This window comes from Actinomycetospora sp. CA-084318, assembly GCF_050955885.1.
Lineage (GTDB): Bacteria > Actinomycetota > Actinomycetes > Mycobacteriales > Pseudonocardiaceae > Actinomycetospora.
Genome location: NZ_CP192098.1, coordinates 5,807,032 through 5,825,187, shown reverse-complemented (window position 1 = coordinate 5,825,187; position 18,156 = coordinate 5,807,032). Strand labels below are relative to the sequence as shown.

The following is an 18,156-nucleotide window of genomic DNA, read 5'->3' as shown; positions in this document are numbered from 1 at the left end:
CGCCTGCGCTTTCGGCCCCAGATCCGTGCCCGACCGGGTGCTCAAGGTCCGGCGACGTGACCGCTCGTACTGTGAGGTCTCAGTCAGCACACGGAGCGTAGCTGGTGACCCGCGTGTCCTGGATCACGAAGTGCTTCGATCCGACGTCCTCGCGGATCTCCGCGGCCCCGCGGCGGACGGTCACGGCGGCGGCGGCCACGTAGATCGCCCCCGCGGGCCGGCCGACGTCCGGGAGGGTCGCGGGGGGACGCCAGTCGGGGTCGGGACGCAGGGTGCGGGCGACGAGCCGGGTGTCGAGCGTGAGCTCGCCGAAGCACCGGTCCGGCGGGAACGGCGCGCCCTCGGCCTGCGTGCCGCGCAGGAAGTCGGCCTGCTCGCGGGCGCCGGCGGCGCCCGCCCGGTTCGAGGCGTCGACGTACGCGCTGATGAGCGCGCGGTCGGCGGGCGGCACGGCCGCGGCCCGGGGCGTCCCGGGCACCGTCGAGCCGCAGCCGGCGAGACCCGTCGTCAGGACGGCGACGACGACGGCGGCGGCGACGCGCACGCGGGTCAGCCGCCGGAGTGCATGACGTCCGCGCCGACGGGCACCGTGGCGTCCTCGGGGTCGTCGAGCCAGCCCTCGGGCAGCGTGACGTGGCCGGGGGAGCCCTGACGGCCGCGGGGGCCGTCGGCGTCGGGCGGGAACGGCTGGTCGTGGTCGAGGCGCGCGAGCAGCTCGTCGAGACGCTCGAGCCCGTCGATCATGCCCAGCTCGCGGCGCACCTCGGACCCGACGGCGAAGCCGTGCAGATACCAGGACATGTGCTTGCGCGAGTCGCGCACACCCTTGCGCTCGCCGTGGTGGGCGATGAGCAGCTCGACGTGGCGCCGCATGACGCCGGCGACCTGGCCCAGCGTCGGCGGGGTGGGCCGCTCGCGTCCCGCGAACGCCGCCTCGAGCTCGCCGAACAGCCATGGGCGGCCGAGGCAGCCGCGGCCGACGACGACGCCGTCGCACCCGGTCTTCTCGACCATCGCGAGCGCGTCGTCGGCGGCGAAGATGTCGCCGTTGCCCAGCACGGGGACCTCGGCGGGCACGGCGTCGCGCAGCTCGGCGATGCGGCTCCAGTCGGCCTGTCCGGAGTAGCGCTGCGCGGCGGTGCGCGCGTGCAGGGCGACGGCGGCCGCACCCTCGGCGGCCGCGATGCGCCCGGCGTCCAGGAAGGTCACGTGGTCGTCGTCGATGCCGATCCGCATCTTGACGGTGAGCGGGAGGCCGCCCTGCGAGGCCGCTGCCACCGCGGTCCGGACGATCGACTCGAACAGCCGCCGCTTGTAGGGCAGCGCCGCCCCGCCGCCGCGCCGGGTCACCTTGGGCACCGGGCAGCCGAAGTTCAGGTCGACGTGGTCGGCGAGGTCCTCGGCGACGATCCGCTCGACGGCCCGGCCGATGGTCACCGGGTCGACGCCGTAGAGCTGCATGGACCGCGGCCGCTCGTCGTCGTCGAACGCGATCATCTCGGCGGTGCCCGGGTGCTTCTCCACCAGCGCCCGCGCGGTGATCATCTCGCAGACGTAGAGACCCGCGCCCTGCTCACGGCACAGTCGCCGGAACGGCGGGTTGGTGACGCCCGCCATCGGCGCGAGCACGACCGGGGCGGCCAGCTCGTGCGGACCGATGCGGAGTGGCTTCACGGTTCCCATTGTGCGCGTCCCGCCCGCCCGCCCCGCGTGAGGGGAACCCTGGTGCGACACGAGCGCTCGAGGGTTCCCCTCACGCGGGGGAGAGAGCTCAGAGCTTCTCGGCCCGGATCTCGTGGCCGGCGCTGGTGAGGCAGCGTCCGGTGGCGAGGTTGAACTTCCAGTTGTGCAGCGTGCAGGTGAGCACGTCGCCGTCCACGGCGCCGAACTTCGACAGGTCGGCCGACAGGTGCGGGCACCGGGCCTGGACCTTCCAGCCGTCGAGCTCGATGTCGCGGCCGTCGTCGTTCGCCGCGTCGTACCAGTTCTCCACGTAGTCCATCCGCTCCTCGGACAGACACTTGAAGAACGTGTAGAGGTACTCGTTGTACTGGCCCACGCGGGTAGCAGCGAAGCGCACCGAGAGGAACAGCGAGTTCGACCAGTCGACCTCGCCGGTGTCGATGTTCGTCTGCACCAGGGTGGCCGGGATGGTCCACCGGTAGCGCGCCTGCTCGCCGTCCCAGGTGCGGATCTCGCGGCCGGCGAAGTCGAAGGCGAGCGCGAGGGTCCCCTCGTCGTCGACGCCCGGGGCACCCGCGGGCATGCCGGTCAGGTCCATCCGGACCACGCCGCCGATGCCGTCGCACATGTGGTCGGCCCGCTTCATCAGCGGCTCGATCCACTCCTTGAGCTGGCGCAGGATGTCGGGCTGCGGCGCCGACCAGCTCGCCTTCTGCGCCGCGATCGTCGGGCGGGCGCGCTCGGCGAACTCCCGGAGGTGGTTCTCCTTGTCGACGAAGATGCGCTCGACCTCGTCGTCGGACATCGGGTGGGTCAGGTTCCCGACGACGGGGCCGTCGATCTCGGCCGTCGTCCCCGGCAGGAGCAGGTGGCCGCCCTCGTGGCCCAGCTCCCGCATCCGGCCGAGGAACTCCCACTGGTCGGTGAAGATCGACTCGTTCTCGACGCCCTCGTAGCCCAGCCCGTTCCAGCGGAACAGCTCGTCGTCGAGGAAACAGGGCGGACCCGCCGTCGGGAAGATGTTCGGGGCGCCGACCTCGCGGATGTAGCGCATCGCGCGGTCCTCCTGGCCGATGCGCTTGCGGCGGGCGAACTCGCGCTTCGCGGCCTTCGGGAGGTCGTAGACCATCGGCCACCAGATCGCGCCGGAGAACTGCGTGAAGTGCGCGTCGTAGGCGCCGAACTCCAGCAGTTCCGGGATGTCGAGCGGGTGCGCGTCGTTCTGGTTGACGATCCGGGCGGTGCCGTCGTCGAGGGAGAGCGCGGAGTCGCCGATCGGGCCGTCGCCCGGCCCCTTGAGCGAGGTGATCATGATGCGGAGGCCGCCGTCGAGCTCGACGGGCTCGGAGGTGCGGGTGCGCACGAAGTGCCGGAAGCCGAGCTCGCGCAGCTCGTTCTCGAGCTCGTCGGTGGGGAAGTCGGGCAGCAGCACCCGCGCGTCCTTCGACACGTTCTTCGCCAGGTTCTCGGCGTCGAAGTGGTCGCGGTGCAGGTGGGAGACGTAGAGGTAGTCGCACTGCCCGAGGGCGGCCCAGTCCAGCTGCGTGTTGTCCGGGAACGGCACCCACGACGCGAAGAAGGTCGGGTTGGTCCACGGGTCGCACAGCACGCTGCCGCCCGTCGTCTCGAAGCGCATTCCCGCGTGCCCGGTTCCGGTGACCCGCACCAGCAGACCTCCTCCAGCTCGACAGCTCGTCCCCGATTGTCCGCGTCACCGGGTCCCGGAGGCTGCCCGGGTGGGGTATCCCTGAGCACGTGACCCGACTCCCCGTCGACGGAGACCCGATCGCCGCCCTGCGGGCCGTCGCCTTCTACTACGAGCGTGAACGGGCCGACACCTATCGGGTGAAGGCGTACCGGACGGCCGCCGACCGTCTGGCCGAACTGTCCGCCGACGAGGTCGCCTCGCGGGCCGCCGCCGGCACGCTGACCGACCTCAAGGGTGTGGGGAAGAAGACGGCAGGCGTGGTGGCCGAGGTGGTCGCGACCGGGACGTCGTCGGCAGTCGAGGAGCTGGCCGCGAAGCACGAGGCGCCGGTCGCGGGCGGGATCGAGCTCCGCTCCGCGCTGCGCGGCGACTGCCACACGCACTCCACCTGGTCCGACGGCGGGTCGGACATCCTCGAGATGGCCCGCACGGCCCGCGATCTCGGCCACGCCTGGATGGTGCTGACCGACCACTCGCAGAACCTCACCGTGGCCAACGGGCTCAGCCCGGCGCGTCGTCGGGAACAGTTCGCGGTGATCGACGAGGTGAACGCCGAGCTGGCGCCGTTCCGGCTGCTGCGCGGGATCGAGGTCGACATCCTCGAGGACGGCTCGATCGACGCGCCGGACGACCTGCTCGCCGAGCTCGACCTCGTCGTCGCGAGCGTGCACTCGAAGCTGCGCGCGCCGAGCGAGGAGATGACCGCGCGGATGGTGTGCGGGGTGTCGAACCCGTACGTCGACGTGCTCGGGCACTGCACCGGCCGGCTCGTCACGGGCGGCCGGGGGACGCGGCCGCCGTCGACGTTCGACGCCGAGGCGGTGTTCGAGGCGTGCCTGGAGAACGGGGTCGCCGTCGAGATCAACTCGCGGCCGGAGCGGCTGGATCCGCCGCGGACGCTGCTGCGCCAGGCGGTCGAGGCGGGGTGCGAGTTCGTGGTCGACACCGACGCCCACGCGCCCGGTCAGCTGGACTGGCAGCCCTACGGCTGCGAGCGGGCGGAGGAGTGCGAGGTGCCGGTCGAGAAGATCGTCAACACGCGGTCGGTCGACGACCTCCTCGCGTGGCGAAGTCGCCTCTGAGCAGGGCAAACCAAGTCGTTTGCGGATCAGCGGATCCAGGCTTAGCGTGGTGATTACATGGGAGAGGAGGTGGTCCGACGTTGATGAACGACAGGACTCGTGAGGTGTCCGTCAGCTAGCCGACGTCAGGTCGTGGATTGACCGGCTCCGCCCTCGGAGGGCGGACACGTCAGCTGGTGAATTCCCGACGGACACCGGACCCCCGGGGCGCTCGGAGTTTGTCCATCCGAGCCCCTCGAGCACCGCTCGAGGGAAGCATGCCCCGGGGGTTTTCCATGTGCACTGCTCACGAGGCCGCGGGCCGGCCGGCTCAGAGCGCGGCGTGCCGCGCGTGCCCACCCGTCGTCGGGAAGGGGACCGCGTCCTCGTCACGACGACGACGGCGACCGCCGGTGCCCGCGATGCTCGGGGTGTCGCCGGTGGGCGGGAAGTCGAGCGAGTACGGCGCCTCGGGGCGCCGGCGCGGCCGCTCCGGGCGGGCCGCCCCCGGCACGAGGGGACCGTGCGGGCCGGTGCCGGGCAGGTTGCCCTGCCCGACCCACTCCGCCTCCTGCGCGACCCGATAGGTCTGGCACGGCCACGAGGCCGTGCGCCCCGCCGTGTCGCGGCAGCCGCCGCAACGACCGGCGGAGTCGGGGACGTGCTCGGCCAGGACCCGGCGGACCAGGTCGGGCATCTCGGACATGACCAGGGCCATCGACATGCGTGGCCTCCAATCGGGTTACGGGAGGATCTGGACCTCGTCGTTGACCTGCAGGAAGTCGAAGAACGCCTTCGAGTCCTCGTCGCCGAGGTGCACGCACCCGGCCGAGGCGCGCTGCAGGCTGCCGCCGTGGAAGGCGTCGCCCGGTGCGAAGAACACCGAGTTGGGCATCGGCGCCTGGTTGTACTCGCGGGAGTGGTGGTACTGGTCCTTCCACATCACGTGGAAGATGCCGGTCGGCGTCTCGTGGCCGGGGCCGCCGGTGGTGATGGGGACGGGCCCGCGGACGAGCTTCCCCTGGCCGTCACCGATCCACGCCTTCTGCTGCGAGATGCTCACGCAGGCCTTGGCGGTGACCTCGCACGGCGGCGCACCCGGTGCCGCCGCCGGAGCGGCGAACGCGGGTACCGCGGCCTGGAGCACCCCGGCGCCGACGACTCCGGCGGTGAGCGCGGTCCGCGCGAGACGGCGCTCGGAGTGCTTCTGGTGACGACCCAACTCGTGTCCTTCCCCGACGGTCGTGAGGGGCAGTGCGGCGGTGACCATACGTCTCGGCCAGGTCACCGATCGCGTTCGGTGGGGTCACGGACCGTGGTGTCGTGCGTAGGTCATCCGAGCGGATCTCGGCCGTCTGACCTGCGACGACGTCTCGAACTCGTGTCGTGGTGAGCCCTGTCTCCGCCGAGCGGTGGGCGCGTCGCAGCGCTCGGGTGGCGTCGTCGTGGGCGACTCGCGTGCGGTGTCCGGATCCCCTGTCCCGACGTCAGGTCGGTGCCGGCGCCGAGCGGAGGCGCGAGTGCGCCGGACGGGCGAACGGTGCCGTAGTGCACTACGGCAGACACCGCCCGCGCCCCGGCGGACGCTCGTGTCCTGTCGAGGAGGTCGTGATGAGGCGTGTCGAGATCGGCGTGGTCGTCCTGGCGGTGCTGGGGCTGGCCGATGCCCTGAGCTTCTGGCTCTTCCCGGCGCCGCCGGAGGCGCCGCCCGGCACGGACGCGGTGGGTCTGGTGCTGGGCGCCCTGACGGTCGTGCTGCTCGCGGTGTGGTGGGCGCGGCGGACGCGGGGACTGCTGATCGGCGCCGTGGTGCTCCGGGCCCTCTCGGCACTCCTGGCGGTGCCGGCGCTGATCTTCGGGGTCGAGGGCGCGCTGTGGGTGACGCTCGCGGTGCTGATCGTGATCACGGTGATCGGGATCGTGCTCGTGGCGCCGGCGATGTCCGGGCGCGCGTCGCGGGCGGTCGCCTGAGTGGGTGACCTCTTCGTGGCGTCCAGTGACACGGATCGGCCACCGACATCGTCAGGACCGCCCGGGAAGTCAGTGGCACGGAGCGCCCTCAGGGGCACCCCGTGCCACTGAAACCGGTGCTCGAGGTCCCGCTCGACCCGACCCCTGCCTCGGCCCCCTGTGCCCGGCTAGGCTCGGTCGCGCGGGCCTCTAGCTCAATGGGCAGAGCATCGGACTTTTAATCCGCTGGTTGTGGGTTCGAGTCCCACGGGGCCCACCCGAGACTGGTCCTGCACCGGACGATCCCGCTAACCTCCCTCGCTCCCACGAATCCGGAGCAACGGGAGAAATCGCCCATGAGGTACACGGTCTCCATGGAGATCGCCGCGCCGCGGGAGACCGTGGTCGCGCTGCTCGCCGACCCCGTGCACCTGCCGAAGTGGCTGCGAGGGCTCGTGTCGCACGAGCCGGTCGACGGCGAGCACGGGCAGGTCGGCACCGTGTCGCGGGTGGTCCTGCAGATGGGGCAGCAGGAGATGGCGGCCACCGAGACCATCACCCGCCGGGAACCGTCCGACCTGCACGAACTCCCTGCCGACACCCCCGTCCACTACGAGCGCGAGATCGTCGCCGACGGCATGTGGAACGCCGCGCGCGAGCGGCTGACGGCGTCCGGGCCGGGGACCACGCTCTGGGAGAGCGAGAACGAGTACCGGTTCGACGGCGTCGTCATGCGGGTGGCGGCGCCCCTGATGCGCCCGATGTTCCGCAAGCAGTCCCGGCGGCACATGGCGGACTTCAAGGCGTTCGCCGAGCACGGGACGGACGTCCGCGGGACCTGACCGGTCAGCGCGGGGCGTACATGATGATCCCGACGCCGACGAGGCAGACGGCCGCGCCGAGCAGGTCGAACCGGTCGGGGCGGTAGCCGTCGAGCACCATCCCCCACACCAACGAGCCAGCCACGAACACGCCGCCGTACGCGGCGAGGATGCGGCCGAACTGCGCGTCGGGCTGGAACGCGGCGACGAAGCCGTACGCCCCGAGCGCCAGGACGCCGAAGCCCGCCCACCACCACGCGCGGCCCTCCCGCACGGCCTGCCAGACCAGCCACGCCCCGCCGATCTCCAACACGGCGGCGACGACGAACAGGGCCACCGAGCGCAGCGTCATGCGGCGAGGTCCGGCGAGACGGGCACGGCCCCGACCGTAGACACCCTTCCCGCCACCGCGATCGCCCGGCACAGTTCTCGACACCGCCGACGATGGAGGAACCCGTGCCGATCGAGCGCCAGACCGTGTCCGTGCCCCACCTCGGCGGGTCCACCGTCGCGTACGCGTTCTCCCGGGCGTACGACCCCGGCAAGCCCACGCTGGTCCTGGTCAACTCCTTCAGCACCTCGGTCGAGCTGTACCGCCCGCAGTTCGCCGACGAGGCCCTCGACGGCGCAGCGAACCTGCTCGCGATCGAGCTGTACGGCCACGGTGACACCCGCGCCGCGTGGCGGCAGTTCACCTACTGGGACAGCGCGGTGGCCAACCTGCAGGTGCTCGACGCCCTCGGCATCCGCCGGGCGTTCGTACTCGGCACCTCGCAGGGCGGGTGGGTGGCCGCGCGGATGGCGATGCTCGCGCCCGACGTCGTGGCGGGCATCCTCCCGCTCGGCACCTCGATGGACGACGAGAGCGAGCGCAGCCGACGCCTCGGCTGCTGGGACGGCGTCGCGTTCTGCACTCCCGCGATCGACGACCTCGCGGCCCCCGTCGGTGACGACTGGGTGGTGCCCACCGAGTTCGTCGACGCCGTGCTCGGTGCCGGCTTCGGGGCCGACACGAGCGACGACGAGCGCGCTTTCTGGCACGCCGAGCACCAGCGCAACTACCGCGGCGACGACGGGCGCCACCGGCTGCGCGTCGCGTCGATCAACCTGCGCGACCGCGACGGCCTGCACGCCCGGCTCGACGACGTCCGCTGCCCGGTGCGCTGGCTGCAGGGCACCGCCGACGAGGTCTACTCCGTGGCCAACGCCGAGGAGGAGATCCGGCTGTTCGTGAACTCCCCGCAGGCCGACCTGCAGGTCGTCGAGGGCGGACAGCACTTCCTCAGCTCCACGCACGCGAAGGACGTGAACGCGGCGGCCGTCGAGTTCCTGGAGCGCTGGGCCGGATAGTCCGGCACGACGATGGCGCGCTGCTCGCGTCCCGTGGGAGCAGCGCGCCACCGACGACCGCTGGGCGTTCACCCGAGGCCCGACACCCGCAGCGTCAGGTTGATCCGCTCGTCGGGGGCGACGCCGATCTCGGGCACGTCGCGGTCGGGGAGGAGTCTCGGCACACCGTGGAAGGCCAGGCGGTGCTCGCCCCCGAACACGATCAGGTCGCCGGAGCAGAGCTCGACGTCGTGCCAGGGGCCGCGGCGGTGGTGCGGACTCCCGATGCGGAACACGCACGCCGCGCCGAGGCTCAGCGACACCACGGGGTCGGGCGCCCGCTCCTCGCGGTCCTGGTGCAGGCCGAGGCGCGCGTCGCCTCGGTAGGAGTTCACCAGGGCCACGTCGGGCCGGTAGACCACGGCGGGGTCGTCGTACGCGTCCGCGAGCGCCGCCCGACCGAGGTCGGCCAGCCACTCCGGGAACGGCTGGACCGGGGATCCGTCCTGGTCGTCGCGGGTGCGGCTGTAGCGGTACGGGATCCAGTGCCGGCCGAGGCACACCGACGACACGCTCATCCGCGCCCCGCCCGGCAGCATCGCGTGTCGGGCGCCCGGGCCCTCGGCCGCCCACTCCCGGGCACGCGAGACGAGCCGGCGCTGCGTGTCCACCTCGAGCCAGTCCGGGACGTGCACCACGCCCGGTGCGATCGTCCGCCGCGGCCGCGGGATCAGCTCGAACACATGACCACCTCCTCCCCGGGCACACCGGAAACGCCTCGCGTGCTGCGGGGTCGGTGTCCACACTGCCCACGGTGTGGAGCACCCGCCGCGAACGCTCGAAGGACCGGGCCGCCGTCCACGCGGTGAACCTCGCCGCCTTCCCGACGCCGGACGAGGCCGAGCTGGTCGACGCCCTCCGCGCCGACGGGGGCGCCTGGGTCGACCTGTCGTTCGTGGTCACGCACGACGACGAGGTCGTCGGCCACGCCCTGCTCACCCGCTGCCACGTCGACGGTGCGCCGGCGCTCGCACTCGCCCCGTGCGCGGTCCTCCCGTCGCACCAGGGCCGTGGTGCGGGCGCCGCTGCGATCCGTGCCGCCCTCGGGGCGGCTCGGGAGGCGGGCGAGAACCTCGTCGTCGTGCTCGGGCATGCCGGGTACTACCCGCGGTTCGGCTTCGCCCCGGCCTCCACGCGGGGTGTCCGGGCCCCGTTCGACGTTCCCGACGAGGCCTTCATGGCCCTCGCGCTCGACGCGTCACGCCCGGTCCCGACCGGCACGGTCGCGTATCCGTCCGCGTTCGGCGTGTGAGGCGGACTAGACGAAGCTGAGCACGCCCATCGTCGCGGCGATCGCCACGACGGCGCCGGCGAACCACCGGGTCGCCCCGCGGCGGGAGACCAGCGCGACGACGCCGATCGCCGCGAGCACCACCGTGATCACCAGCCCGACGATCGCGATGACCAGCTCCACGTGACCCTGCATCGGACCGCTCATCTCGACCGCCAACCTGTCGGGGGACTCATCCGACCGGCCTAACGTCGCACGTCCCGGCGGGTGACGCGGATCAGGAGGACGGCAGCAGCTCCCACGGCGTCGGCCACGGCACGGAGGCCTCCGGGTCGGTCACGGGCTCCTCGTGCCCGGCGACCCGGACGCCGCCCGCCGTGATCACGGAGCGCGCCCGCTCCTCACCGATCCCCGCCCCCGTCAACCGCTCGAGCAGGGTGGCGGGACGGGGTTCGGGGCGCGGGTACTCGAGCACCTCCGCACGGTAGGTCGGCCGACGACGACCGGCCGGTACCGACGGTGCGGACGCTGCTCACATCACCGGACCGGGTCAGAAGGTGATCAGCGGCTTGATGATCCCGTCGCGCTTGTGGGTCATCATGTCGAAGGCCTCCTCGACCTGGTCGATGCCCATCCGGTGGGTGGTCATCGACGTCGGGTCGATCTTGCCGTTGGCCATCAGGCGCATGAGGCGCTCCATGCGCAGGCGGCCGCCGGGGCAGAGGTCGGTGACGATCTTCTTGCCGGCCATGCCGAGGCCCCAGGCGTCGAGCGGCATCGTCACCGTCGGGCCCGACTCGCCGTGGTAGCCGACGTTGGACAGCGTCCCGCCCGGCGCGGTCGCGTAGAGCGCCGCCTCGAACGTGACCTGGTTCCCCAGCGCCTCCACGGTCGAGTTCGCGCCCCCGCCGGTGAGTTCGAGGATCTGCTCCGCCACGTTGCCCGACGACGGGTCGATGACCACGTCCGCGCCGAAGCGGCGCGACATCTCCTGGCGGTTCGGGATGCCCTCCACGGTGATGACGAGCCCGGCCCCGCGCAGCTTCGCGCCGATCGTCGCGGAGAGCCCGACGGCGCCCTGCGCGAAGATCGCGACGGTCCCGCCGACCGGGATGTTCGCGTTCTCGGCGCCGATGATGCCGGTGGAGAGCATGTCGCAGGCGTAGACCGCGGCCTCGTCGGACAGGCCCTCGGGGATCGGGGCGAGGTTGTAGTCGGCGTCGTTGACGTGGAAGTACTCGGCCATGTTGCCGTCCTTCTGGACGGTGAAGCGGTAGCCGCCGAGCGCGCCACGGCACTGCGAGGTGTAGCCCGCCTGGCAGTTGTCGCACGTGCCGTCGGGGGTCACGGCGTTGACCGCCACCCGGTCCCCGACCTGCACCGACGTCACGCCCGCGCCGATCTCGTGCACGATGCCGACGCTCTCGTGCCCGAGGAGCCGCCCGTCGGGCACGGGTAGCAGCCCCGCGACGGTGTGCACGTCGGAGGTGCAGATCAGGGCGGCGGTGGTCCTCACGACCGCCTCGCCCGGGCCCGCCGTCGGGATCTCCCGTTCGACCAGCCCGACCTTGCCCTGCCCGAGGATGGCGAGTGCGCGCATGGTGTCGGCCACCGGTGGCCTCCGATCTCGTCTCTGAAATCTGCCATGCCGACACTTGCATGTGTCCCACGTCACTGGCCGTCTCAGGATGGAACAACTCGGCAACGGTGCGCCGGGAGCTCACATCTCGCGCTCGAGATGGGCGCGGACCGCCGTCCCGTCCTCGCTCATCCAGCCCTTGTCCCGGGCGTAGTCGAGCATCCCGGCGAACTGGTGGTCCCAGCCCTCGTCGACCTGGCCCGCAGCGAGGCGGCGCAGGGTCTCCACCGGCACCATCACGTGGTTGCCGTCGGGGAGCAACTCCCCGCCCGCGTGCTCGACCATCACCTCGTGCAGCCGCGCCGGGGTGAGCCGCTGCTTGTACGAGGCGTAGAAGTCGTTCACCCGCTCCGGCTGGTGGAGGGTGACACCGTCGTCGGCGATCATCAGATACACGCCGCCCACCCTGCCCGACGGCGGGTGCTCGGGGCACCCGCCGTGGTCCGGTCGGGCTCAGCCCGCACCCCTCCCGATGATCAACGGTCCCCGGGCGGGCTCGCGGCACCTTTTCCGGCCCGCCACGGGACCGTTGATCTCCACCGGGAGGCTGCCTGACGAGACCCCTACGCCTGCGCGACCGCCGGGGCCGGCGACGGGAAGCCGCCCACCGCCTGCTCGTAGGCGTGCGCGGCCCGCAGCACGGTCGCGTCGTCGAACTGCCGCCCGACAAGCGACATCCCCACCGGCAGCCCACCCGCGAGCGGCGCGGGCACCGAGCACACCGGGTGGCCGGTGACGTCGAACGGACACGTGTTGGCGAGCATCTCCAGCGCGCGGCCGAGCAGCTCCGGAGGCCGGGCGTCGCGGCCCGGGCGGACGGTGGCGCGCATCGGCAGGGTCGGCAGGACCAGCAGGTCGACCTCGGCCAACGCGGCGTCGTAGGCGGCGGCGAGCTTCGGGGCGAGGTTCTGCGCCATGGCGTAGTGCCGACCGTGGGTCGTGTTCAGTCCGTACTTCCCGGCGAGCAGGACGAGGTTGACCGTGGCGGGGAACCGGGAGCCGTCCTCGGTCCAGCGGCGGCCGTAGTGCTCCATGACGGCGGGGTCGTAGAGCCCCTTCCAGTTGAGCCCGTAGCCGGAGTTCTCGATCATCTGCGACGCGGCGCCCTCGGTCGCGATGACGTCCCAGATGCGCGGCCCGTGCAGGTGCCAGGGCACCGAGACCTCGGAGACTTCCATCCCGGCGTCGGCGAGCGCGGTGATCGCCTCGCGTACCGCCGCGTCGACCTCGGGCTCGGACTCGGCGAGCCCGAAGCCCTCGCGCAGCACCCCGACCCGCAGCCCGCCCGCACCACCGGACAGGGCGCCGACGTAGTCGTCGGCCGCGACGTCGGTGGGCTGACGCGGGTCCTGGCCGTCCGACCCGGCGATCAGCGACAGCATCAGCGCGGCGTCGGCGACGGTGCGGGTGATCGGCCCGACGTGGTCGATGGTCGCCTCGATCGGGAAGGCGCCGGTGTAGGGCACCAGGCCCCAGGTGGGCTTGTGCCCGACGACGCCGCAGTCCGACGCCGGGATGCGGATCGACCCGCCCTGGTCGCCGCCGGTGGCCATGTCGACCTGGCCGCCCGCGACCAGCGCCGCGCTGCCACCCGACGAGCCGCCGGCGTGGCGGCTCGGGTCCCAGGGGTTCTCCACGTCGCCGGTGTTCGCGGTGATCCCGGCCCCGGAGAAGCAGAGGTTCTCGCAGACGGACTTCCCCGTGATGGTGGCCCCGGCCTCGAGCAGGCGGCGCACGATCGTCGCATCGGCGCTCGGGACGTACCCGTCGATCGTGTCGGAGCCGTTGGTCATCGGGACGCCCGCCACGGCGGTGTTGTCCTTGACCGCCACGGTCCGCCCGGCCAGCGGGCCGTCGGACGCCCCGGCGATCGAGGTCGTGACGTACCAGGCGTTGTACGGGTTCTCCGACGGCTCCGGCCGCTGCCAGGCCCGCTGCGGCGGCGTCGGGGCCTCGGCCTCGTACAGCTGCGCGACCGCGTCCCACGACCCGAGCAGACCCGCCACGACGGGCGCGTACTCGTCGACCTCGGCGTCGGACAGGCCGAGGCCGTACCCGGCGGCGACCGCCGCCAGGGCGTCGTGGTCCGGCGGGGGCAGTGGCGGCATGAGGGTCTCCCCGGGGCGCGTGACGTGGTCCCGGTCACCGTAGGAAGTCGTCGGGACCCGCTCAACCACTGCACGGAGCAACATCAATCGACATGCTGAGATGACGCGCGACCCACCCGCCGTCGAGAAGGAGCGCTCGGTTGACGACGATCGCCGTACCGTGCGCGGTGGCGCCTCACTATTGGCCGCGCTGACCCTGCCGCTGCTCTTCGCGGCCGGGATGAGCGCGTTCGACCCCGCGGACGGCCTGCTCATGTCCGTCGCGTACTCGTGGTCGAACCGCAACCCGGCGCTCCTCTGGCGGGTGGGCCGCTTCGAGGAGCGCCACCCACCGGTCACTCCACGAGCTTGAGCCCCACCACGCAGACGACGATCCCGCCGAGCAGCAGCGCCTTGACCGCGGTGAACGGCTCGTCCCCGGTGAGCATGGCGTAGGCGACGGTGCCCACCGCACCGATCCCGACCCACACCGCGTACGCCGTCCCCGTCGGCAGGTCCCGCATCGCGTACCCGAGCCCGACCATGCTCGCGACCACCGCCACGGCGAACACGACGACCGGGGCGAGCTTCGACAGTCCCTGGGTGCGGCCCAGGGCGGTCGCCCAGACGGCCTCCAGCAGCCCGGACACGACCAGCACGATCCACGCCACGACGGCACCTCCATACCGGAGCGCCGTCTTGTCGGGGTCCGGGTACGGCGTCACTCTCGTCCGGAGAGGCCGTCGTCGGACGGCTCGGGCGCGAGTCTCGCACCGCCGTCGGGAGCGATCTAGGGCTTGCGACCCACGGCACCCGCCAGGCACTTCTGCGCCGGGAGCAGGTCCTGCATGCGCGGGCCGTCGGGCCACCAGTCGACGAGCAGCGAGAAGCCCGGCTCGACGAGTTCCAGACCCGGCAGCATCCCGAGGATCTCGTCGCGGGTGCGGAACACCCCGCTGCCCAGCGGGCTGTGCACGAAGACCTCCTCCATGCGGCGCGCGAGCTCGGAGTTCTCGTCCTGCGGGTCGTAGAAGTGCGAGAGCGCGACGTAGCTGCCCGAGGGCAGGGCGTCGACGTAGGTCTGCATGATGTCGGCCGGGGGACGCGCGCCGACGTAGTGGTGCAGCGTGCCGAGCTGGAGCAGTGCGAGCGGCTGCGAGAAGTCGATGAGCTCGCGGACGATCGGGTCGGCGAGCACCTCCTCCGGCTGCGTCAGGTCCGCCGGGGAGAAGCGCGTCAGCTCGTTCTCCTCGAGCAGCGCGCGGCCGTGCGCGACGACGGAGGGGTCGTTGTCGACGTAGACGACCCGCGCGTCGGGCGCGATGCGCTGCGCGGCCTGGTGCGTGTTCTCCGCGGTGGGCAGCCCGGAGCCGAGGTCGAGGAACTGCCGGATGCCGGTCTGGCCCGCGATGAACCGCGTGACGCGGATGAGGAACTGCCGGTGGTCGACGGTGAACTGCTCGATCTCGGGCGCGACCGTCTTCAGCTTCTCGACGACCTCGCGGTCGACCTCGAAGTTGTCCTTGCCGCCCAGCGCGCAGTCGTAGACCCGGGCGATGCTCGCGCGCGTCCGGTCGATCGTCGCCGCGGCCCTCGGAGAGGCCGGTCGCTCGATGCTCATGGTGCTCCCGCCGACGTCGACATCGTCGCCGCTCAGTGTGTCACTTTCAACTTCCGCGGTGGCGGGGTCCTCGGGTCAGACTGCCCGGGTGCGTGATGCCGTCGGCAGGCTGCTGCTCCGGGCGGGTGACGCGGTCGGCGGGCGCGACCGACGCGGCCTCACCGTCGCCGAACGGTCCGTGCTCGAGGCCGTCTTCCGCGATGGGCTGGATCTCGACCGGATCGTCGTCGTACCCCGCCGGGCCGGTCTGCTGGGGGTGAGCCGGCGTCCGGTCACGCTCGGCACGACGATCCACCTCAAGGGCCGCTCCGACCCGGGCCTGCTCGTGCACGAGGCGGTGCACGTCTGGCAGTACCACCGGCTCGGCGCGCGGTACGCGCTCGACGCGATCGCTGCCCAGCGCTCGCGCACCGGTTACGACTGGCGCGCGGCGGCCACGGACCGGTTCGCGGACCTGAACGTCGAGGCCCAGGCGCAGTTCCTGCAGGACCTGGTGACCACACCCGCCGTCGGGAACGCCTACCCGGCCCTGGCGGCCGACGCCCGGGCGAGCGTGCGCACGCCGAGGACCCCCAGCACCACGTAGCCGGGCCACAGGGCGAGGCGTTCGAGCAGGCCGGCGAGGTCCGGGAGGACGCCGACGAGGAACAGGACGCTCGCGACGACGCCGACGACGCCGAGCCCGGCGGCCACGCGGCTGCGGGCGGCGAGGCCGGTCAGCAGCAGGGCCACCGGCTGGGCGAGGAAGACCGGGGCGGACACGACGAGGTGGGCGACCGGGGCGGTGTCGAGCGGGGCCAGGCCGGTCGCGATCGACGACAGGCCCGCGACCACCCACAGGACGGTGGCCGTCCGGCCGGGCCGCGACAGCAGCGCGCCGAGGGCCAGGGTGGTGCCGAACAGCACGAACGCCCCGTTGATCACCGCGTGCCCCGGGGAGACCGCCGCGACGCCGAGCTCGCTGATCGTGCTGCGCACGAGGGAGTAGGGGCCGGGGACGACCGCCGCGACGAGCAGTTCCACGACGACGTACAGCGGCTGCGTCGCGCGCAGGACGGCGCCGACCCGGGGTGCGTCCACGGGCGGAACGCTAGAGGGCCGGCGGGACCGGCACCCGCGTCCGACCCGCCAGGCAGTCGACATGATCACGTGTCTAGCGGAGCTGGTCGTCGATCCCTGCCTCCGTCCCGCCCGACGTGTCGACGACGCGGTGCGGCACCGGCGGCGGCTCGTCCGGGCGCATCCGCGCGACGAAGGCGTCGAAGGCCGCGAGCTTCCCCGCGTCCTGGGGTCGGCCCCGGGCGAGGAGCCGCTGCCGCAGCGTGGCGGGGCCGATCCGCACCCACACCAGGTGCACGGCCGGGCCGCCCAGCTCGTCCACCCACGCCGACCACCGCGCCGGGTCGCGGACCTGGCCCGTGAACGGCGCGACGAGCAGCACCGGGCAGCCGTGCGCGCGGATCTCCCGGGCGGCGGCGGTGAGGCCGCCGTACTCGTGGGTCTTGACGTGCTCGTCGTACCAGGGCCCCTCGCGCTCGCCGTCGGGCCGACCGGCCGCGGCCAGGGTCGCTCCGACGAAGCAGCCGTAGAGCGTGTCCTTGTCGAGCAGGGCCGGGTGCGGGTCGAGGAGGTGGGCCAGTCGCGCGGCCACCGTCGACTTCCCCGCGCCCGGCGCCCCGGCCACCACCCACACGTCGGCGTTCACGCAGGCCGCAGGCGCACCCGCGACGGGTCGAGCTCGTCCATCCGCTCCACGCCCATGAGCGCGAGCGTGCGGGTCATCTCGGCGCGGACGATGTCGAGCATCCGGGTCACCCCGGCCTCGCCGCCCGCCATGAGCCCGTACATGTAGGCGCGGCCGAGGACCACGGCCTGCGCGCCGAACGCCTTCGCGGCCACCACGTCGGCGCCGGTCATGACGCCGGTGTCGAGGAAGACGCTCGTGCGGTCGCCGACGGCGGCCACGACGTCGGGGAGGATCTCCAGCGGCACGGGGGCCCGGTCGAGCTGCCGGCCGCCGTGGTTGGACACCACGATCCCGTCGGCGCCGAGGTCGACGACGGCGCGCGCGTCGTCGACGTGCTGGATGCCCTTCACGACGAGGTGTCCGGGCCACTGCTCGCGCAGCCACGTGACGTCCTTGGCGACGGCCGTCGGGTCGAACATGTGCGTGACGAGGTCCGCGACCGTGCCGTTCCAGGAGCTCAGCGAGGCGAACGTGAGCGGCTCGCTGGTCAGCAGGTTGGCCCACCACGCCGGGTGGCGCGCCATGTCGAGCAGGGTCCGCGTGGTGAGCGACGGCGGGATCGTCAGGCCGTTGTGGTTGTCGCGCAGCCGGGCTCCGGGCACCGGGGTGTCGACGGTGAGGACCAGCGTGTCGAACCCGGCCTTGCGGGCCCGCTCGACGAGCTCGCCCGACGCGTCGCGGTCGCGCCAGAGGTAGAGCTGGAACCAGTGCCGGGCGAGCGGGGCCTCGTCGCGGAACTCCTCGATCGACGTGGTGCCCATGGTGGAGAGCGCGTAGGGCACGCCGGCGGACTCCGCGGCGCGGACGACGGCGCGTTCGCCCTCGTGGTGGGCCATGCGCGTGAACCCGGTCGGACCCAGGACGACCGGCATCGAGGCGGACTCGCCGAGGATCGTCGTCGAGGTGTCGATGGAGCCGACGTCGCGCAGCACCCGCGGCGAGAACTCGACCCGGGAGAACGCGTCCCGCGCGCGGCGCAGGCCGATCTCCTGCTCGGCGGCGCCGTCGACGTAGTCGAACACCGCGCGCGGCGCCCGCTTCCGGGCGGCCTCGCGCAGGTCCGCGACGGTGAACGAGGACTCCAGGCGACGCCGGGTCGGGTCCAGGCGCGGGGGCCGGACCCGCACCAGCGGCTTGAGGTCGCGGTAGCGGGGGAGCTGGCGTCGCACGGGCACGCGGGACTCCTTCGTCGGCGGTGCACCGACCACAACACGCGCAC

General features: G+C 72.8%; 24 protein-coding genes, 1 tRNA gene and 1 riboswitch. Of the genes, 8 read left to right on the top strand and 17 right to left on the bottom strand.

Features of this window, described 5'->3' with window-relative positions; translation table 11 throughout:
• Positions 1–79 precede the first annotated feature (79 nt).
• From ACQPYX_RS28520 to ACQPYX_RS28510, 3 genes are all read right to left on the bottom strand, one after another.
• Complete coding sequence (locus ACQPYX_RS28520) at positions 80–544, bottom strand: hypothetical protein (RefSeq protein ID WP_433800627.1); 465 nt, start codon at positions 542–544, stop codon at positions 80–82.
• Between the two features lie 5 nt (positions 545–549).
• Positions 550–1,683, bottom strand: a complete 1,134-nt coding sequence (dusB, locus tag ACQPYX_RS28515; RefSeq protein WP_433800626.1) for a tRNA dihydrouridine synthase DusB — start codon at positions 1,681–1,683, stop codon at positions 550–552.
• A gap of 88 nt (positions 1,684–1,771) precedes the next feature.
• Positions 1,772–3,349, bottom strand: coding sequence for a Rieske 2Fe-2S domain-containing protein (locus ACQPYX_RS28510; protein WP_433800625.1), 1,578 nt, complete (start codon positions 3,347–3,349; stop codon positions 1,772–1,774).
• A gap of 89 nt (positions 3,350–3,438) precedes the next feature.
• Here ACQPYX_RS28510 and ACQPYX_RS28505 point away from each other — a divergent pair, with 89 nt between their 5' ends.
• Positions 3,439–4,473: a PHP domain-containing protein gene (locus ACQPYX_RS28505; RefSeq protein WP_433800624.1), complete on the top strand. Its 1,035-nt coding sequence runs from the start codon at positions 3,439–3,441 to the stop codon at positions 4,471–4,473.
• Positions 4,474–4,783: 310 nt separating this feature from the next.
• On the opposite strand, the gene ACQPYX_RS28500 is transcribed toward ACQPYX_RS28505, so the two are convergent.
• Together ACQPYX_RS28500 and ACQPYX_RS28495 are read right to left on the bottom strand one after the other, a co-directional pair.
• The gene (locus ACQPYX_RS28500; protein WP_433800623.1) at positions 4,784–5,176 is read right to left on the bottom strand and encodes a hypothetical protein; all 393 of its coding nucleotides are present in this window, start codon (positions 5,174–5,176) and stop codon (positions 4,784–4,786) included.
• Between the two features lie 18 nt (positions 5,177–5,194).
• Positions 5,195–5,674, bottom strand: a complete 480-nt coding sequence (locus ACQPYX_RS28495) for a L,D-transpeptidase (protein WP_433800622.1) — start codon at positions 5,672–5,674, stop codon at positions 5,195–5,197.
• Positions 5,675–6,063: 389 nt separating this feature from the next.
• Between ACQPYX_RS28495 and ACQPYX_RS28490 the strand changes: the two genes are divergently transcribed.
• From ACQPYX_RS28490 to ACQPYX_RS28480, 3 genes are all read left to right on the top strand, one after another.
• On the top strand, positions 6,064–6,423 hold the full coding sequence (locus tag ACQPYX_RS28490) for a hypothetical protein (RefSeq protein WP_433800621.1): 360 nt from the start codon (positions 6,064–6,066) through the stop codon (positions 6,421–6,423).
• Positions 6,424–6,606: 183 nt separating this feature from the next.
• Positions 6,607–6,679, top strand: a tRNA-Lys gene (locus ACQPYX_RS28485).
• Between the two features lie 79 nt (positions 6,680–6,758).
• Positions 6,759–7,244, top strand: coding sequence for an SRPBCC family protein (locus tag ACQPYX_RS28480; protein WP_433800620.1), 486 nt, complete (start codon positions 6,759–6,761; stop codon positions 7,242–7,244).
• A gap of 4 nt (positions 7,245–7,248) precedes the next feature.
• Here ACQPYX_RS28480 and ACQPYX_RS28475 read toward each other — a convergent pair whose 3' ends face one another.
• Entirely contained in the window at positions 7,249–7,575 is a 327-nt protein-coding gene (locus tag ACQPYX_RS28475; protein WP_433800619.1) for a YnfA family protein, read from the bottom strand.
• A gap of 104 nt (positions 7,576–7,679) precedes the next feature.
• Here ACQPYX_RS28475 and ACQPYX_RS28470 point away from each other — a divergent pair, with 104 nt between their 5' ends.
• Entirely contained in the window at positions 7,680–8,573 is an 894-nt protein-coding gene (locus ACQPYX_RS28470) for an alpha/beta fold hydrolase (RefSeq protein WP_433800618.1), read from the top strand.
• A gap of 68 nt (positions 8,574–8,641) precedes the next feature.
• Here ACQPYX_RS28470 and ACQPYX_RS28465 read toward each other — a convergent pair whose 3' ends face one another.
• Positions 8,642–9,295 (bottom strand): alpha-ketoglutarate-dependent dioxygenase AlkB family protein, encoded by a 654-nt coding sequence (locus ACQPYX_RS28465; RefSeq protein ID WP_433800617.1) that lies wholly within the window; start codon positions 9,293–9,295, stop codon positions 8,642–8,644.
• Between the two features lie 71 nt (positions 9,296–9,366).
• Here ACQPYX_RS28465 and ACQPYX_RS28460 point away from each other — a divergent pair, with 71 nt between their 5' ends.
• The gene (locus tag ACQPYX_RS28460; RefSeq protein ID WP_433800616.1) at positions 9,367–9,864 is read left to right on the top strand and encodes a GNAT family N-acetyltransferase; all 498 of its coding nucleotides are present in this window, start codon (positions 9,367–9,369) and stop codon (positions 9,862–9,864) included.
• 6 nt (positions 9,865–9,870) lie between these two features.
• On the opposite strand, the gene ACQPYX_RS28455 is transcribed toward ACQPYX_RS28460, so the two are convergent.
• The 5 genes from ACQPYX_RS28455 to ACQPYX_RS28435 all read right to left on the bottom strand — a co-directional run bounded on the left by ACQPYX_RS28455 (position 9,871) and on the right by ACQPYX_RS28435 (position 13,590).
• Positions 9,871–10,038, bottom strand: coding sequence for a hypothetical protein (locus ACQPYX_RS28455; RefSeq protein WP_433800615.1), 168 nt, complete (start codon positions 10,036–10,038; stop codon positions 9,871–9,873).
• 82 nt (positions 10,039–10,120) lie between these two features.
• A complete protein-coding gene (locus ACQPYX_RS28450; protein ID WP_433800614.1) occupies positions 10,121–10,318 on the bottom strand; it encodes a hypothetical protein in 198 nt (65 codons plus the stop codon).
• Positions 10,319–10,393: 75 nt separating this feature from the next.
• Positions 10,394–11,443, bottom strand: a complete 1,050-nt coding sequence (locus tag ACQPYX_RS28445) for an alcohol dehydrogenase catalytic domain-containing protein (RefSeq protein WP_433800613.1) — start codon at positions 11,441–11,443, stop codon at positions 10,394–10,396.
• 120 nt (positions 11,444–11,563) lie between these two features.
• Positions 11,564–11,869 carry a hypothetical protein gene (locus tag ACQPYX_RS28440; protein WP_433803827.1) on the bottom strand — a complete coding sequence of 102 codons (306 nt, stop codon included), beginning with the start codon at positions 11,867–11,869 and terminating at the stop codon, positions 11,564–11,566.
• Positions 11,870–12,045: 176 nt separating this feature from the next.
• Positions 12,046–13,590, bottom strand: a complete 1,545-nt coding sequence (locus tag ACQPYX_RS28435) for an amidase (RefSeq protein WP_433800612.1) — start codon at positions 13,588–13,590, stop codon at positions 12,046–12,048.
• 181 nt (positions 13,591–13,771) lie between these two features.
• Here ACQPYX_RS28435 and ACQPYX_RS28430 point away from each other — a divergent pair, with 181 nt between their 5' ends.
• Positions 13,772–13,942, top strand: coding sequence for a hypothetical protein (locus ACQPYX_RS28430; protein ID WP_433800611.1), 171 nt, complete (start codon positions 13,772–13,774; stop codon positions 13,940–13,942).
• Here ACQPYX_RS28430 and ACQPYX_RS28425 read toward each other — a convergent pair.
• Positions 13,926–14,240, bottom strand: a complete 315-nt coding sequence (locus tag ACQPYX_RS28425) for a DMT family transporter (RefSeq protein ID WP_433800610.1) — start codon at positions 14,238–14,240, stop codon at positions 13,926–13,928. The two genes, ACQPYX_RS28430 and ACQPYX_RS28425, sit on opposite strands and share 17 nt — an antisense overlap.
• Positions 14,241–14,257: 17 nt before the next feature.
• Positions 14,258–14,329, bottom strand: a riboswitch (guanidine-III (ykkC-III) riboswitch).
• Positions 14,330–14,359: 30 nt separating this feature from the next.
• Positions 14,360–15,190, bottom strand: coding sequence for an SAM-dependent methyltransferase (locus tag ACQPYX_RS28420; RefSeq protein WP_433800609.1), 831 nt, complete (start codon positions 15,188–15,190; stop codon positions 14,360–14,362).
• A gap of 88 nt (positions 15,191–15,278) precedes the next feature.
• Between ACQPYX_RS28420 and ACQPYX_RS28415 the strand changes: the two genes are divergently transcribed.
• Positions 15,279–15,776, top strand: coding sequence for a hypothetical protein (locus ACQPYX_RS28415; RefSeq protein WP_433800608.1), 498 nt, complete (start codon positions 15,279–15,281; stop codon positions 15,774–15,776).
• Here ACQPYX_RS28415 and ACQPYX_RS28410 read toward each other — a convergent pair.
• The 3 genes from ACQPYX_RS28410 to ACQPYX_RS28400 all read right to left on the bottom strand — a co-directional run bounded on the left by ACQPYX_RS28410 (position 15,710) and on the right by ACQPYX_RS28400 (position 18,112).
• Positions 15,710–16,270, bottom strand: coding sequence for a DUF998 domain-containing protein (locus tag ACQPYX_RS28410; RefSeq protein WP_433800607.1), 561 nt, complete (start codon positions 16,268–16,270; stop codon positions 15,710–15,712). The genes ACQPYX_RS28415 and ACQPYX_RS28410 overlap by 67 nt on opposite strands.
• A 73-nt stretch (positions 16,271–16,343) precedes the next feature.
• Complete coding sequence (locus tag ACQPYX_RS28405) at positions 16,344–16,895, bottom strand: AAA family ATPase (protein WP_433800606.1); 552 nt, start codon at positions 16,893–16,895, stop codon at positions 16,344–16,346.
• Positions 16,892–18,112 (bottom strand): alpha-hydroxy acid oxidase, encoded by a 1,221-nt coding sequence (locus ACQPYX_RS28400; protein WP_433800605.1) that lies wholly within the window; start codon positions 18,110–18,112, stop codon positions 16,892–16,894. The genes ACQPYX_RS28405 and ACQPYX_RS28400 overlap by 4 nt, the downstream gene beginning before the upstream one ends.
• Positions 18,113–18,156 lie beyond the last annotated feature (44 nt).

Bases quoted from the DNA above. Each gene is read 5' to 3' on its own strand.
- ACQPYX_RS28440 (WP_433803827.1), bottom strand. From the start codon at position 11,869: ATGATCGCCGACGACGGTGTCACCCTCCACCAGCCGGAGCGGGTGAAC.
- ACQPYX_RS28480 (WP_433800620.1), top strand. From the start codon at position 6,759: ATGAGGTACACGGTCTCCATGGAGATCGCCGCGCCGCGGGAGACCGTG.
- ACQPYX_RS28490 (WP_433800621.1), top strand. From the start codon at position 6,064: ATGAGGCGTGTCGAGATCGGCGTGGTCGTCCTGGCGGTGCTGGGGCTG.
- ACQPYX_RS28420 (WP_433800609.1), bottom strand. From the start codon at position 15,190: ATGAGCATCGAGCGACCGGCCTCTCCGAGGGCCGCGGCGACGATCGAC.
- ACQPYX_RS28475 (WP_433800619.1), bottom strand. From the start codon at position 7,575: ATGACGCTGCGCTCGGTGGCCCTGTTCGTCGTCGCCGCCGTGTTGGAG.
- ACQPYX_RS28500 (WP_433800623.1), bottom strand. From the start codon at position 5,176: ATGTCGATGGCCCTGGTCATGTCCGAGATGCCCGACCTGGTCCGCCGG.
- dusB (WP_433800626.1), bottom strand. From the start codon at position 1,683: ATGGGAACCGTGAAGCCACTCCGCATCGGTCCGCACGAGCTGGCCGCC.
- ACQPYX_RS28445 (WP_433800613.1), bottom strand. From the start codon at position 11,443: ATGCGCGCACTCGCCATCCTCGGGCAGGGCAAGGTCGGGCTGGTCGAA.
- ACQPYX_RS28435 (WP_433800612.1), bottom strand. From the start codon at position 13,590: ATGCCGCCACTGCCCCCGCCGGACCACGACGCCCTGGCGGCGGTCGCC.
- ACQPYX_RS28455 (WP_433800615.1), bottom strand. From the start codon at position 10,038: ATGCAGGGTCACGTGGAGCTGGTCATCGCGATCGTCGGGCTGGTGATC.